The following is a 15,668-nucleotide window of genomic DNA, read 5'->3' as shown; positions in this document are numbered from 1 at the left end:
AGCCATCCCGAACTTGCCGGGGCGCTGGACCTCTTGGGCGAGCAGCACCAGGCCATCGGACGGATCAAGGAGGAGCTGGTCGCCCTGCTGGCCGAGGCCGGCCTCGCGCAGCACCGCCGCGTCGCCCGCGTACTGTTCCAGGCAACCTCGGGCACCACAGGCGCACGGGACGCCGTCCGGCTGGACGGGTATGTGGCCGAGTTCGCCGGCGAAGCCGCGGGCGCCCCGGAACAGCCGTCCGTCGATGACCAGGGCGGCGCCGATCCCGGCCTCGGCGGAGACGTGGACGAAGGTCTGCGCCGCCTGCTCGGCGCTCCAGTACTCGGCCAGCGCCCCGAGGTTGGCCTCGTTCTCCGGTTCGGGCACGGTGTCCGGGTCGGGCCAGTGGTCGGCGAGGCGGACACCGCGCCAGCCGAGGTTGGGAGCGCGCTCGACCAGCCCGGCCGGTTCGTTCGGCACCACTCCGGGGACCGCCAGGACGCGGCCCTCGACGCGCAGGCCGAGGGCGGTGGCCTCCGCCTGCGCGTCGGCCGCCAGCGCGGCGACCTCCGCCAGGACCTCCCCGGCCGGCCGGCCGGCGTTCTCCCGTTCGACCCGGCGCCACACCCGCGGCTCGCCGCGCAGGTCCGTCACGCAGGCGCCGAGGTGGGTGATGCCGATCTCCAGCCCCAGACCCGCAGGGCCCCGGTCGTTCACGGCCAGCGCCCGTCCTGGGCGGCCGACCCGTCCGCTGGCCGCGGCCGCCGCCTCGGTCAGCGCTCCGCGGCCGATCAGCTCGTCCACCAGGGAGGAGACGGCCGCCCTGGTCAGGCCGACGCGCCCGGCAACGTCCGCACGGGAGAGCGGGCTGTGCCCGGCGACCGCACCGAGCACCAGTGAGAGGTTCTGCCGTCGCATGTCCTGCTGCGACGCAGGTCCGCCGTCCGGCCCCTTGCCCGCCCCGACCACCAACGTCACGCGCCCCTCCTACCGGTCCTCGGCCGGGGCTCCCTGCAAGGCCCCGGCCCGACGCAGGGTATCCCCGATCCGCATCAACGCGTCCTCGTCCTTCTTCACGGCCTCCAGGACCGGGCCCTCGGCCGTCCGCCAACGGCGCGCCACGGCGTCGGCGGGCTCACCGGTGAGCAACGCGGCGGCCTGGGCCGCGGCACCGAGCGCGACCAGTTCCTGGGCGGCGGGCACCTGGACCGCCCGCCCCGAGAGCCGCAGTACGGTCCGCTGCCAGGCCGGGCCGCGCGCGCCGCCGCCGATCAGCAGGAGTGGTTCGTCGCCCTCGGGGTCCTCGCCTCCCGCGCGGAGGACACCGTCCAGCGCCGCGAGCAGGGCGTGGGCGGCGCCGTCGTAGGCGGCCTGGAGCAGCTGGCCCCGGGTGGTGTCGTGGCGAAGTCCGTGGACCAGACCGGAGGCACCCGGGAGGTCCGGGGTCCGCTCGCCGTCCAGGTAGGGCAGGACGACCGCGGTGCCGCCGTCCTCGACCTCCTCGCGGCCGCGTCCGAGCAGGGCGGCGAAGCGGTCGACGGCCAGGGTGCAGTTGAGCGTGCAGGCCAGCGGCAGCCAGCCGCCGAGGGCGTCGGCGAAGCCCGCGACGGTGCCGCTCGGATCGGTGGGCCGGGTCCGGCCGACGGCGTAGACGGTGCCGGAGGTGCCGAGGCTGAGCACCGGCTGCCCGGGGAGGAGGCCGAGCCCGAGGGCCGCCGCCATGTTGTCGCCGGTGCCGGTGGCCACCGGTGCTCCCTCGCGCAGCGGCAGACCGGGACGGACGACGCCGGCCCGCGCACCGGCCGGGAGGACCTGGGGCAGGAGCGCGGGATCGAGGCCGATGCGGGCGAGGAGGTCCCGGTCGTACCCGTCCGGGCCCCACCAACCGGTGCCCGACGCGTCGCCGCGGTCGGTGACGGCCTCCCCGGTCAGCCGCTCCGTCAGGAAGTCGTGCGGGAGGCGGACGGCCGCGACGCGGTCGGCCGCGGCGGGCTCGTGGGCGCGCAGCCAGGCCCACTTGGGGGCGGTGAAGGCGGCGGTCGGGACGCTGCCCGTGCGGCGGGCGATCTCCACCGCGCCGAGCGCGTCGCGCAGTTCGGCGGCCTGCGGCGCGGACCGGACGTCGTTCCAGAGCACCGCGGGGCGGACCGGGCGGCCGGCCGCGTCGAGGGTGACGAGGCCGTGCTGCTGGCCGGCGACCGAGACGGCGGCAGCGCGGTCCGCCCAGCCCGTCCCGGCCGCGGCAGCGCCGAGCGCCTCCCACCACTGCTCGGGGTCGCTCTCCCGGCCGGCCCCCGTGCTGACGGTGTGCTGGGCGCGGCCCTCGCCCACCACGGCGCCGGTGTCGATGTCGACGGCCAGGGCCTTGGTGGACTGCGTCGAGCTGTCGACGCCGATCACGACGCGCTGCTCAGCCATGCGTTCCTCCGGTGTGCGGGTTCCTTTTGACGTTCCGGCATACTAATTTGTTGAGAGCCCTGACAAACACCCCTCCGCACGTGATTCGGAGCCGCGTCATGTCCAGCGACCCGCTCGTCCCCACCCCCGCGCACAAGTTCACCTTCGGCCTGTGGACCGTCGGCTGGCAGGGGCGCGACCCCTTCGGCGACGCGACCCGCCCGGCCCTCGACCCGGTCGAGACCGTCCAGCGGCTGGCCGCCCTCGGCGCCCACGGCGTCACCTTCCACGACGACGACCTGATCCCCTTCGGCGCGGGCGAGGCCGAGCGCGAGCAGACGGTCAAGCGCTTCCGCGCCGCCCTGGACGCGGCCGGGCTGAAGGTGCCGATGGCCACCACCAACCTCTTCACCCACCCCGTCTTCAAGGACGGCGCGTTCACCGCCAACGACCGCGACGTGCGGCGCTACGCGCTGCGCAAGACGATCCGCAACATCGACCTGGCCGCGGAGCTCGGCGCCTCGGTCTACGTCGCCTGGGGCGGCCGCGAGGGCGCCGAGTCGGGGGCGGCCAAGGACGTGCGCACGGCCCTCGACCGGCTGAAGGAGGCCTTCGACCTCCTCGGCGAGTACGTCGAACGGCAGGGCTACGACCTGCGCTTCGCGATCGAGCCCAAGCCCAACGAGCCGCGCGGCGACATCCTGCTGCCCACCGTCGGCCACGCCCTGGCGTTCATCAACGAACTGGAGCGGCCCGACCGGGTCGGCCTCAACCCGGAGGTCGGCCACGAGCAGATGGCGGGCCTCAACTTCCCGCACGGCATCGCCCAGGCCCTGTGGCACGGCAAGCTGTTCCACATCGACCTCAACGGCCAGTCCGGCATCAAGTACGACCAGGACCTGCGTTTCGGCGCGGGAGACCTGCGACAGGCCTTCTGGCTGGTCGACCTGCTGGAGTCCGCGGGCTACGACGGACCCCGCCACTTCGACTTCAAGCCGCCGCGTACCGAGGACTTCGACGGCGTGTGGGCCTCGGCGGCCGCCTGCATGCGCAACTACCTGCTGCTGGCGGAGCGTTCCCGCGCCTTCCGCGCCGACCCGGAGGTCCACGCCGCGCTCACCGCCTCGCGCCTGCCCGAACTCGCCCTCCCCACGGCCCAGGACGGCCTCACCGGGCTCCTGGCGGACCGCTCCGCCTTCGAGGACTTCGACGTCGACGCCGCCGCCCGCCGCGGCATGGCGTTCGAGCAGCTGGACCAGCTGGCCTACGAACACCTCCTCGGCGCCCGCTGACCGCGATCGGCGCCCCGGCCGGGTCGTGCAGGCTGCCGACCCGGCTCGCTCCGTCGCGCTCGGGCCGGCCTCTCACTACGGCCGCCGTAGTGCGGTGACTCCCCATGACGGAATCCGGGGACGAGAACAGCGAAGTCCTGGTCCGCGACCTGCTGCGGGAACAGCATCCGGACCCGGCCGAACCGCCCGTCCGCGAGGTGGAGGGCGGCCGGGGCGACCACTCGGCCGACGTGCCGGCGGCCTTCCTCAAGGCGCTGTACACGGAGGCGCCCGCCCCGACGAGTGCACGGGCCGCTTCGAGGACGGCTTCGAGGACGGCTTCGAGGAATTGGCTGATGCAGGCACCGGGCCTGCATCAGCCACGGGACTCGCCGCTGGTCATGACGCTCGTCGGCCTCCCCGGTCGCGGCGGCCCGCGCCCCGCCCTCGCCCGCGCAGGGCGGGACCGTGCGGCGTGCTGTGCCGTGGGTGACGTTCACTCCCGCGAAGCGGGTGACTGCGCCCGTGCTTCGATCACCAGTGCGTGACCGGGGTGGTTGGTCAGGCCCGGGGCTGCGACGCCGACTTGGGCGAGGTACTGGCCGGTCAGGGTCAGCGCGGTCGTCCGCCGAGCCCAGGCGGGCCAGGTGTGCTCCGGGGAGGAGACTTCGGGGCGCACCCGCAGGGCGTAACGGCTCGTGGGTTCCAGACCGGGCAGACGCACGGGCGCACCGTTCTCGGCGACCGAGGTGCCCAGCTGGACGTAGGCGAAGACGGCGTGGGCCCGGTCCCGGGAGACGACGCCGTGGACCCAGGCGGCCGGGTCGGGGTGGTCGGTGCGGACGACGTCGCCGCCGTGGAGCAGCGGCCGCAGCTGCTTGTAGGCCCCGACCCACGAGGTGAGCGCGTCCAGGTCGTCCCGTGACCAAGCGGAGATGTCGGACTCGATGCCGGCGTGTCCGAACAGGGCGGTGGCGCAGCGGAAGGCGAGCGTGGTGTCCCGGTGACTGATGTGGGCCGGCGCGGAGCCGATGTGGGAGCCGATCAGCTCGTAGGGCAGGAGGAGGCTGGTCCAGCGCTGGATGGCCTGGCGTTCGATCGGGTCGATGTTGTCCGATCCCCAGATCCGGTCGGTGCGCTCCAGGATGCCGAGGTCCGCACGGGCACCGCCGGACGAGCAGGACTCGATCTCCAGCCCGGGGTGGCGACCGCGCAGTTCGTCGAGGAGCCGGTAGACCGCCGTCGTCTGGGCGTGCACGCCGGGCCGGCCGTCGTGGACGGCGTCGGCCAGGTCGCGGTTGTGGTCCCACTTGAGGTAGTCGATGCCCACCTCCCCGACCAGGGTGCTGATCCGCTCCAGCAGGTAGGCGTGGGCGTCGGGGTTCGCGACGTCCAGGACGTGCTGGCTGCGCTGCTCGAACGGGAGGCGTTCGGCATCGGCGAGGAACCAGTCGGGGTGGGCGCGGGCCAGGTCGGAGTCCGGGTTGACCATCTCGGGCTCGACCCAGAGGCCGAACTGCATCCCGAGCCCGTGGACGTGGTCGGCGAGCGGGCCGAGCCCGTCGGGCCACACCTTCTCGTCGACGTACCAGTCGCCGAGGCCGGCCCGGTCGTGGCGGCGGTGCCGGAACCAGCCGTCGTCCACCACGAACCGCTCCACGCCGACCGCCGCCGCGGTGTGCGCGAGGGCGCGCACCCGCTCGGGGTCGTGGTCGAAGTAGACCGCTTCCCAGATGTTCATCGTGACCGGCCGGGCGCTGGTCGGGTGCCGGGGCCGGCCCCGGAGCATGTCGTGGAATCCCCGGCTGATCCCGTCCAGACCCGAGCCGGAGGTCGCGAAGTACACCCACGGGGTCCGGTACGACTCGCCCTCCGCCAGCCGGATTTCACCCGCGTCCAGCAGTTCGCCGCCGCCGAGGACCGTCGTCCCGTCGGCCAGCCGCTCCGCGTACTGGACGTGGTTGCCGCTCCAGGCGGCGTGCACGCCCCAGACCTGGCCCTGCCGGAAACCGAAGCCCGGCGTCCCGGCGAGCAGCAGTCCGGCGTCGAAGCCGGTGCGGCCGCGCCGGCTCTCCCTCGACCACGTGCCCTGCCGCAGCGGGGCTCGCTGCGGGGAGCGCTCACGGGCCCAGCGGCCCGCGAAGTCCAGCAGTTCCTCGGCCTGGGCGGGCACCGGGAGCACGCACGCGAGGACATCCAGGGTGTAGACGTCGGTCACGGTGTTGGTCAGGGCGTGGCGCATCCGCACCACGCCCTGATCCGTCATCTGCAGCTCGGTGTCCAACGCGAGCCCCGCGCCACGGTCCACGGCCCGTACCCGGACGGCACCGCCCCGGACGTCCTGGGCGCGCACGCCGACCGGCTCGGCGAGCTCGAAGCGCGGGGGGCGGACCCGGCCCTCGCGGTGCCCGGCCAGGGTCGGCCGTCCGAACCAGGCCTGCCCCTGGGAGGGCATCAGGCTCCCGGCCCGGGGCCGCCGGCCCATGGCGTCGAGCACCTGCGCGGCGTCGCCGGCGCGGAAGCCGGGATCGACGCCCCAGTGCAGCACTCGAGGCAGCCCGGGGCCGGCGGTGTCGATCGCGAGGGCAGCATCACCGGCCGTCAGCACGACGACGTTCGTTTCAGTCATTTCGTCCTCGTTCAGGGGGCGGGTCCTGGTTCAGTTCCCGGCAGTGCGCCGGGCCACACCCTCGGCAGCACGGCAGCCGTGGGCGACAGCCGGTGGTGCGGTCTCCGTAGCGGCCGGCGAGCCGTGCCCCGCGGACAGGGCGCACTCGTAGGGATAGCACGCTCACCCCGCACAGAACATCCCATGAATAGCACAAACCTGAGGGCCATGGCGAAGGGACCAGCGTCCGAAGAATCCATCAAAAGCCGGTTCCGCGAGAGGTCTTGGCCGATTACGGCCCACTCGATGTCGCCCTCACACATCCCATGTCTGATGGCGAGCAGTTCGCCGTGCCGCACATCTTGACAGCCACCGTGGCGCTGCCAGAATCGGCGGAAGCCCGCCGTGTTATCGCTAACAACTGGTCCCGGCTCGACGGCGTGCGGATCGTTCGAGCCTCCCCGCCCGCGCGGGCCGCGCTTCGGTGTCGCGGACCGGAACATCCAGCACGCCCGACGACGAAGGGTCCGGCCATGGCCATCACCAGACGTGTGTTCCTGTCGAGCGCCGCAGGGGTCGTCGCCGCCGCGACGGCGAACCTGACGATCGGTACGGCGAAGGCGCTCGCGACCCCGTCGTCCTACACGCCCACCTGGGCGTCCGTGGACAGGCACCCGCCGGCGCCGGAGTGGTTCCAGGACGCCAAGTTCGGGATCTACTTCCACTGGGGCGCCTTCAGCGTCCCGGCCTACGGCAGCGAGTGGTACCCGCGGAACATGTACATCAGCGGCAGCGACGTGAACAACCATCACATCGCCACCTACGGGGACCCGTCGGTGTGGCCGTACGACAACTTCCTCGACGGGGCCCGCGACAAGGCCGGCAACTGGGTGCAGTTCTCGCCCAAGTTGGCCTCCCAGGGCGGGAACTTCGACCCGGACGCCTGGGCCCAGCTCTTCGTGGACGCCGGCGCCCGGTTCGCCGGGCCGGTGGCGGAGCACCACGACGGCTTCTCGATGTGGAACAGCACGGTCAACGAGTGGAACTCGGTGCAGCGAGGACCGAAGCTGAACCTCCTGCAGATCTTCCGCGACTCGATCCGGCGCAAGGGTCTGAAGCTGCTGGTGGCGATGCACCACGCGTACAACTTCAACGGCTACTACGACCACGCGCCGGCGCAGCCGACCGCGAGCCTGCAGAAGCTCTTCGGCCAGCTGGGCACCACGGCGGAGAACCAGCTCTGGTACGACAAGCTCAAGGAGGTCATCGACCTGGCCCAACCGGACATCCTGTGGGAGGACTTCGACCTCTCCAGGGTCGACGAGACGCAACGCCTGAACTTCCTGTCGTACTACTACAACCAGGCCCTGAGCTGGGGCCGGGAGGTCGTGGCCACCTACAAGGACGGCTACGACAACCTCGGCGAGGTCTTCGACTACGAACGCGGCGGCCCGGGCGACATCGCCAACCCGTACTGGCTGACCGACGACAGCATCAGCAGCTCCAGCTGGTGCTACACGGTCGGCATCGGCTACTACTCCACCACGCAGATGTTGCACGCGCTGATCGACCGGATCAGCAAGAACGGCAACATGCTGCTCAACATCGCTCCCATGGCGGACGGGACGATTCCCCAGGGCCAGAAGGACGTCCTGCTGGGCATCGGCGACCACCTCCACCGGTTCGGCGAGTCCCTGTACGCCACCCGGGCCTGGACGGTCTACGGGGAGGGGCCGACCAAGATGGGCGGCGGCTCCTTCACCACCCCCGTCGCGGGCACGAACAAGGACTTCCGGTTCACCCGCAGCAAGGACAGCACCGTCCTGTACGCCACGGTCCTGGGCTGGCCCGGGAGTTCCACGACCATCAGCACCCTGGCGAGCGGCCGCATCGACCTCGGCTCCCTGACGTCGGTCCAGCTGCTCGACGCGAGCGCGGGCACGTACACCAGCCTGCCCGCCCCGACCCAGGCGAGCGACGGCCTGCACATCACCCTGCCGTCGTCCTCGGCCCCGTTCGGCGCCCTCGCCTACGTGCTGAAGTTCACCTTCTCCGGTCAGATCCCCGTCCTGCAGCCCGGGGGCACCGGCGTGGTCACCGCGTACAGCGACGTCTCGTACGCGGGCACGGCGGCCGGGCTCGTTCTGGGCGGCTACACGGCCGCCCAGTTGCAGAGCGCGGGTCTGGCGGCGCGGACCATCTCCTCCGTGCGGGTGCCGGCGGGCTACCAGGTGATCGGCTACTCCGGCGACAACTTCACCGGGACGGCGTGGACCTTCAGCGCGGACAACCCCGACCTGCGCAACACCGGCAACAACGACGCCATCACCTCGCTGAAGGTGATCTTCAACCCGGCCACCTACTTCCGGATCAACAACGTCACCGACGGCCTGGCCCTGGACAGCGGCGGCAACGTCACCTCGGGCAGCAACCTCAAGCAGTGGACCTGGGACGCCAGTCCCAACCTCCAGTGGCAGGCCGTCGACCTCGGCAACGGCTACTACAAGCTGGTCAACCGCACCAGCGGCATGGTCGCCGACGGCTGGGGCGCCACCGCCAACGGTTCTCCCGCCCGGCAGGCCGCCTGGAACGGCGGCACCAACCAGCAGTGGCAGATCACCGACCACGGCAAGGGCGCGTACAGCATCGCCAACCGCACCACGGGCCTGGTCCTGGACGGTGGCGGCCAGGTCGCCGCAGGCTCGGTCACCAAGCAGTGGACCTGGGACGGCAGCTCCAACCTGCAGTGGACCTTCACGGCCCAGTAGCCGGTCGGAGAGCGTGAGCAACAGCGGTGACACCGACGCACGGGCCGAACTCCCCTCATCCGGAACGGGGTTCGGCCCTCCGGGCCCGCCAGCGGCTCATGGAGGCCGTTGGCGACTCCTTCGCGCTCGCGGCCGACCTCGTCTGGCGGCGCGTGGAGGGCGCGTGGACACCGTCGTCCGGTTGGACCTCGACCGGGGCCCCTCCCTCATCCGCGTCGCACGGCGAACCCGGCTCCAGGCCGCCCGACGCGAGGAACTCCTTCCCAGCGGCCGTCAGTCGCCGTGAGCCGCCTGGCGCGACGGGCTGTTCGCCACGGCGTGGCACGAACCTGGTCGCGACCGGATCCTCGTACCCGACCTGGTCGCCCGGCCGGAGAACCGCCACCTGACGCTGGTGCGGTCGCGGTCGCGACCGGAGGAGTCGAGCCGGCTCGACACCCCCCGGGGCGCCGGTGAGCGGTCCGGCTCGGGTGCACCCGTGCCGGCAGCCTTCTCCGCCGTCCGGTCCCGTCGAAGGCGAGAGCGTGCCCAGCACGCTTCCGCCGACCAGCACGCGGGTCGGCCCCGCGGCCCCGGTGCTTCGGCTCTGCCGGCGACCTGGTCAGCCGAGCCGGTCCGCGACGTCGGCTCCTTCCCGTACGAAGACCGGGATGCGCTCCAGCGGGGCCTCGGCGTCGAGCGTCGCTCCGCCCTCCAGCACGCGGCCGGTGACCGGGTCGCGCCAGCGGACACCGGAGGGAAGGTACACCCGGCGGACCCGGACGCCCGCCTCGTACACGGGTGCCACCAGCACGTCCGGGCCGAGCAGAAACTGGTCGTCCACGGCCCAGGCGTGCTCGTCCTCGGGGAAGTCGAAGAACAGCGGGCGCATCGGCGGCGCGCCGGTGCGGTGGGCGTCCTCGGACAGGCGATGCAGGTACGGGCGCAGGCGCTCGCGCAGCGACAGGTGGTCGCGGAGGATGCCGTACGCCTCCTCCCCGTACGACCAGATCTCGTTCGGCCCGCCGGTCATGTCCGTGGCGAAGGCGGGATAGTTGGGCTCGCGGTCCCCGTGCAGCCGCATGACCGGGCTGAAGGTGCCGTACTGGAACCACCGGATCAACAGCTCGCGGTACGCGGGGTCGTCCGGGTCGCCGCCGAAGAAGCCCCCGATGTCGGTGTTCCACCAGGGGATGCCACTCATCGCGACGTTCAGCCCCGCCCTGATCTGGCGCCCGAGGGAGTCGAAGGTCGTGGGGATGTCGCCGGACCACAGCAGGGCCCCGTGGTGCTGGCTGCCCGCCCACGCGGAGCGGACCAGCGACAGCGGCCGGTCCTCGCCCGCCGCACGCAGGCCGTCGGCCACCGCACGGACGTGCTCCAGCGGGTAGAGGTTCGCGGCCTCGGCGGCCGGCCCGGCCGCGTAGACCGCGCGCTCGGCGAGGCCCGGGGGCACATCGGGTTCGCAGGCGTCCAGCCAGAAGCACGCCACGCCCACCGAACGGTAGTTCTCGTTCAGCCGCTGCCACAGCGCGGCGCGGGCTCCCGGGTGGGTGGCGTCGTAGTACGCCATCGGGCGGATCAGGGCATCCCCGCCGAACCGGGACGGCCAGGGGAACGTGAGCAGACCGGCGGCCGCGTCCCGGACGAGGTGGCCGGCCGAGCGAAGCGCGTCGTACGCATCGCTTCCGGGCTCGACGGTGGGCCACACGGAGACGGCGAGCTTCACGCCGAGGTCCGACAACTCCGCGACCATGGCCGCGGGATCGGGCCATTCGCTCGCCTCGAAGCGCCAGTCGCCCATCCTCGGCCAGTGGAAGAAGTCGCAGACGATGACGGACAGCGGCAGTCCACGCTCCTTGTACTCCCTTGCCACCGCCAGGAGTTCGTCCTGGGTGCGGTAGCGGAGCTTCGACTGCCAGAAGCCGGAGGCCCACTCGGGGAGCAGGGGCGGGCGACCGGTGACCCGGGTGTAGGCGTCCAGGATCCGGGCGGGGGTCTCACCGGCGGTGATCCAGTAGTCGATGCGCCCGCCGCCGTCGGCGGTCCACCGGGTGGTGTCGGCGCCCAGTTCGACACGGCCGGTGGCGGGGTTGTTCCACAGCAGTCCGTAGCCGCGCGAAGAGTGCAGGAAGGGGACGGCCGCCACGGTGTTGGCTTGGACGAGGTCGATCACACAGCCCTTCTGGTCCAGGCGTCCGTGCAGGTGCTGCCCCAGGCCGTGCAGCCTCTCGCCGTCGTAGGCCTGGAAGGACTGTTCCGTCCGGCCGTCGGCCCCGTGGACGCGGGAGCCGCTGTGGTGCGCGTGCGGGTCACGCTCGGCGAGGAGTTCGCGGCCCGAGACGGCGTGGCGGAATCTCAGCCGGCCGTCCGCCGAGGCCTCGACGGCCATGTCGCCGTTGACCAGGCGGGCACTGCCGTCGTCCGACACGGACACCTGGGCGTGCGGGGCGGGCCGTGGGTTCTCCAGCGCACCGGGGGCGGCGGGGTCGATGGTCCCGCGCGAGGCCCGCACCCGGACGGCGTCCGGTCCCCAGGGCTCGATACGGAGGATCTCTGCGGCGGCGTGCCGTTCCAGGGCGCCCGCGTGGATGCTGTAGGACATGGGTCGGGTTCCTCTGTTCCTGGGGTCGGTCGGGTGGTGTCACGCGGTTCCGGGGCCGTCCCCCTGGTCGGGTACGGGCAGCCGCACTCCGCCCTGGCGGGCGGACTGGTGGGCGATGATGCCGGGGAGGGTGTAGCGGGCGGCGGTCCAGGCGTGCAGCGCCGGAGGCGTCCGGGTCGTGACCGCGGTGGCGAAGTCGCCGGCGAGGAAGTGGTGGCTTCCCTCGTGGCCGTTGGGTGCGTGCGCGAACTCGCGCGGGAGCCGGGAGCGGTCGTGGACGGGAGCGGTGCCGGAGGCGAAGGCGGGGCGCAGTTCCGGGGGGAGGTGGGCGAGCGCCGGATCGTCCGGGCTGAGGCTGGGCGCGGGGCGCAGGTGCGCGGTGACGTCCTGCGTGCCCTTCTTGTCCTGCCACAGGCTCACCGAGTCGAGCTGTTCGAAGACTGCTTCCGTGCCGAAGTAGCGGAAGCGCGACTCCTTGCCGATGTATCCGACCCGGCGGAACTCGTTCATTCGGAAGCTGCCGCCGCCGGCGACTTCGCGGTTCCGACACGGCCGCGGACGCTGACGCGCCCGAGAGCCGCGTGGGACCGCTCCGCCGACGTCCGTCCGCTCCTCCGTCGCGCGCACCGGGTCCGACACCGCCGGCGAGGCGGTGGCGGGCCGGTGTGCGGTGGTGCTGCCCCGGTGGCTCAGCTCCAGGGCTGGGCGACCAGCCAGCTGGTGTCGGCGGCCCAGCTGGTGCCGCTGTCCCAGCTGTTGGGCCCGCCGTTGCTCGCTACGTAGGCCGTGTAGTTGTAATGCCGGAGGTACTTCGTCGGGAAGTTGACGGATTGGAGGGAGGTGCCGACCCCGCTGTTGCCGCTGGTGGGGCAGAAAGTGGCGTCCTGGGCGAAGGAGCCGGCGCCGTTGTCGAAGTCCAGGTAGAGCTCGTAGTTGTAGTGGTGCAGGAACTCCCCTGGGTTGTTGGCGGACTCGAAGGAGAGGCAGGAGCTGTTGGCCAGGCCGGCGCGGACGATCCAGGTGGCGTCGGCCTTGTCGGTGGCCGAGCTGGAGGAGTCGGTGTCGGAGATGACGACCTTGTTGTCGGCGTCGTCGTGGCGGAGGTAGTGCGAGGTGCAGCAGGGCGCGGTGGTGGCCCGCAGGGAGATCCGGGAGCCGGGAGTCAGCGTGCCGGTGCCGGTCGAGCCGCTGTTGTAGCCGACGGCGGTGATGTCGGCCTGGACCGCGTTCTCGGTGGCGTCCGACGGGTAGCCCTGGGTCATGACCCCTTCGTAGAAGGTGCCTTGGGCCCATTTGCTGTTGTCACCGCCGATGCCGAGGATGATCGCGCCTTCCTTGTGCATCGGGTTGTAGCCGGTGGCGTTGGGACGTACGCCGTTGTAGAAGGTGGACAGGCCGCCCGACTGGGCGTCGCCACCGCGGAGGGCCCACTGGTTCGGGCCGCCCTTGAGCATGGCGGTCAGGAACCGGTTGCTGACGCTGGGGTCATTGGCGTTGAATCCGCGGTTGACCCCGGAGAACAGGCCGTTCTCCAGGTCGGCCATGACCCAGGGGCCGTTGCCGCTGCCCGAGCCCCAGCTCTTGTTGTTGCCGAAGTAGAGGGCCTCCATGTGGCCGTCGCCGGTGTCCAGGTTGTTGGTCTCGGCGTTGCCGTAGTCGAAGCAGCAGCCGCCGTTGAAGTGCGTGCCGTCGAAGATGGCGTACATGCCTTCGGCCTGGTCGCCGGTGGCGATGCCGTTGGTGTTGTTGTTGCGGTAGCCGGTCCCGGGGGCGACGTAGACGCCGTACGCCTTGTGCCCGCCGACGGTGACCGGTGCCTCGACGGCGTTGGCGAGGTTGTCCGGCCCGCCGGCGGCCCCGCCGGCAGGCGCCTGGGTGAGGTGGTTGCCCTTGCCGGACTGGTCGTAGACGACGGTGATGACGCAGCTGGTGCCGGCGCAGAAGGAGTCCTGCGCGGCGGCGTCGGCGTATCCGCCGGCGCTCAGCAGGCCGATGTCCCTGGTCGCGTTGTCGGAGGCGCGCCTGACCTGGTACAGCGGGCCGTCGTACGCCCCGTACAGTGCCCGGGTGGTGCTGTGCGCCGCCACACACGGCGTGCCACCGGCGAGGTAGATGTCGCACGGACCCTGGGTGGCCGCCTGCGAGGGCCCGGCCGCGGCGGTGAGCAGGCCGGCGGCGAGCGCGGCGGTCGCACCGACCGCGAGGAAGGCCCGCCTGACCCTGCGGATCGACGGTTTGATCATGAGGAGCTCCTTGACAGGGTGGGGCGTGGGATGAGCATCCACGAACGTCTTGGTGTCCGGTTGCGTGGACGGCGGGGGGGGTGGGCTGACGCCTCTGGGTCCGGCCCGGCTCCGTCCGTCGTCGGCACCGGACCCGGCACGGACTGCCGCTCGTCAGCTCCAGGGGGCGGCCGCGAACCAGCTGGTGTCCTGGGCCCATGACGACGGGTTGTCCCAGGCGTTGGTACCGCCGTTGCTCGCGAGGTAGCCGGCGAGGCGGTAATGGCGGACGTACTTGGCCGGGTAGTTGAAGGACTGGAGGGAGTAGCCCGTGCCGCTGTTTCCGGGCTGGGCGCAGAAGGTGGCGTCGGCGGCGAACTGGCTGGTGCCGGCGTCGGACTGGAGGTGGAGCTGGAACGCGTAGTGCCTGAGGTAGCTGCCGGGCGTGTCGGCCGACTCGAAGGAGACGCAGCTGCTGTTCGCGAGGCCGGCCCGGACGATCCAGGTCGCGTTGCCCTTGTCGGTGGCGGAACTGGCGGAGGTCACCGGCGCGATCACCACCGTGTCGTCGCTCGTGTCGCGCTGCAGGTAGTCGCCGGTGCAGCAGGAGGTGGTGGCCTGGAGCGACACCTTCGCGCCGGGGGTGAAGGGGGTGGTGGTGCCGTAGCCGGCCGCGGCGATGTTGGCCTGGACCGCGGCGTCGGTGGCGTCGGACGGGTAGCCCTTGACCATGGCGCCCTCGTAGAAGGTGCCCGCGCTCGCGTTGCGGTTGGTCTGGCAGCAGTCGCCGCCGCTGCCGAGGATGACGGCGCCCTGCTTGTGCATCGGGCTCCATCCGCTGGGCAGTGAGCCGCTGTGGAGCTGGGTCAGGCCCCCGGACTGGGCGTTGGCGCCCTTGAGTGCCATCCGGGTGGTGCCGTCGTTCTTGAGCATCGCGGTGACGAAGCGGCTGGTCTGCGGGACCTGGTCGGGGTTCCAGGTCTTGCTGCCGCCTGGGAACAGGCCGTTCTCCAGGTCCGCCTGCACCCACGGTCCGGTTCCGGTGCAGCCGCCGAACCAGCACTCCGTGCCGAAGTTGATCGCGTCCATGGCGCCGTTGCCGTCGGCCTTGTGGTCGATCTCCGTGTTGCCGTAGTCGAAGCAGCAGCCGTTGTTGACGTGGGTGCCGCTGGTGACCATGTACTCGCCCTCGGGTGAGCTGCCGGTCGGCACGCCCCCCGTGGAGGTGTAGGCGAAGTAGCTGTTGCCGGGGTTGATGTAGAGCGCGTACACCTTCCGGCCCCCGACGCTCAGCGCTTCGGTGTTCGCGGCGGCCGCCGTGTCGGCGCCGCCGGTCCCGCCGGGCCCCTGGTAGACCAGGGTGTTGCCGTCGCCGGTCTGGTCGTAGACGCGGGTGACGGTGCAGGTGGTGGCCGCGCAGAAGGAGTCCTGCGTCGCGGCGTTGGCAACGCCTCCGGCGGACAGCACGCCGACGTCCTGCACCGTGCCGTCCGAGGCCCGTTGCACCTGGTACAGCGGACCGTTGTAGGAGGCGAACAGCGCGCGGGTGGTGCTGTGCGCCGCGACGCACGGCGTTCCGCCCGCGGCGTAGACGTCGCACGGGCCCTGGGTGGCGGCCCCGGAGGCGGTGGCCGCACCGGTGAGCAGGCCGGCGGCGAGCAGGGCGGCCGTTCCCGCTGCCAGCAGCGTCCGCCGGGCGCGGCGCAGCCACGATCGAGTGGTCATGGACGAACTCCTTCGCGGGTGGAAGAAGGAAAGGCGCCTGATGTTAGCGCTAACAATTCAGGCCGGAAAGGGGCGTGCGTGATGACGGCACGGACACCTCCCGTGCCCGCAACG

General features: G+C 72.2%; 8 protein-coding genes and 1 pseudogene. 2 read left to right on the top strand and 7 right to left on the bottom strand.

Going from position 1 to position 15,668, the window contains the following annotated elements:
- Together AB0C76_RS31180 and xylB are read right to left on the bottom strand one after the other, a co-directional pair.
- Positions 1 to 957: ROK family transcriptional regulator (locus AB0C76_RS31180; RefSeq protein WP_359972008.1), on the bottom strand; the 957-nt coding region annotated here is incomplete at its 3' end.
- A gap of 9 nt (positions 958 to 966) precedes the next feature.
- Positions 967 to 2,397 carry a xylulokinase gene (xylB, locus tag AB0C76_RS31175; protein WP_359972006.1) on the bottom strand — a complete coding sequence of 477 codons (1,431 nt, stop codon included), beginning with the start codon at positions 2,395 to 2,397 and terminating at the stop codon, positions 967 to 969.
- Positions 2,398 to 2,495: 98 nt separating this feature from the next.
- Here xylB and xylA point away from each other — a divergent pair, with 98 nt between their 5' ends.
- Entirely contained in the window at positions 2,496 to 3,668 is a 1,173-nt protein-coding gene (gene xylA / locus AB0C76_RS31170) for a xylose isomerase (RefSeq protein ID WP_359972004.1), read from the top strand.
- A gap of 475 nt (positions 3,669 to 4,143) precedes the next feature.
- Here xylA and AB0C76_RS31165 read toward each other — a convergent pair whose 3' ends face one another.
- A complete protein-coding gene (locus AB0C76_RS31165; RefSeq protein ID WP_359972002.1) occupies positions 4,144 to 6,276 on the bottom strand; it encodes an alpha-galactosidase in 2,133 nt (710 codons plus the stop codon).
- A 512-nt stretch (positions 6,277 to 6,788) separates the two neighbouring features.
- Here AB0C76_RS31165 and AB0C76_RS31160 point away from each other — a divergent pair.
- Positions 6,789 to 9,023 carry an alpha-L-fucosidase gene (locus AB0C76_RS31160; protein WP_359972000.1) on the top strand — a complete coding sequence of 745 codons (2,235 nt, stop codon included), beginning with the start codon at positions 6,789 to 6,791 and terminating at the stop codon, positions 9,021 to 9,023.
- Positions 9,024 to 9,624: 601 nt separating this feature from the next.
- Here the strand turns inward: AB0C76_RS31160 and AB0C76_RS31155 are convergent.
- The 4 genes and pseudogenes from AB0C76_RS31155 to AB0C76_RS31140 all read right to left on the bottom strand — a co-directional run bounded on the left by AB0C76_RS31155 (position 9,625) and on the right by AB0C76_RS31140 (position 15,554).
- Entirely contained in the window at positions 9,625 to 11,607 is a 1,983-nt protein-coding gene (locus tag AB0C76_RS31155) for a glycoside hydrolase family 31 protein (RefSeq protein WP_359971998.1), read from the bottom strand.
- Positions 11,608 to 11,646: 39 nt separating this feature from the next.
- Positions 11,647 to 12,144, bottom strand: a pseudogene (locus AB0C76_RS31150) (gfo/Idh/MocA family oxidoreductase); the annotation flags it as partial.
- A gap of 152 nt (positions 12,145 to 12,296) precedes the next feature.
- Positions 12,297 to 13,850 (bottom strand): alpha-L-arabinofuranosidase B, encoded by a 1,554-nt coding sequence (locus AB0C76_RS31145; RefSeq protein ID WP_359971996.1) that lies wholly within the window; start codon positions 13,848 to 13,850, stop codon positions 12,297 to 12,299.
- A 153-nt stretch (positions 13,851 to 14,003) separates the two neighbouring features.
- Positions 14,004 to 15,554, bottom strand: a complete 1,551-nt coding sequence (locus tag AB0C76_RS31140; RefSeq protein ID WP_359971994.1) for an alpha-L-arabinofuranosidase B — start codon at positions 15,552 to 15,554, stop codon at positions 14,004 to 14,006.
- Positions 15,555 to 15,668 lie beyond the last annotated feature (114 nt).

The sequence above is a fragment of the Kitasatospora sp. NPDC048722 genome, assembly GCF_040650235.1.
Taxonomy (GTDB): domain Bacteria; phylum Actinomycetota; class Actinomycetes; order Streptomycetales; family Streptomycetaceae; genus Kitasatospora.
The sequence above is the reverse complement of the archived record's forward strand: the minus strand, read 5'-3'. Positions and strand labels throughout refer to the sequence as shown.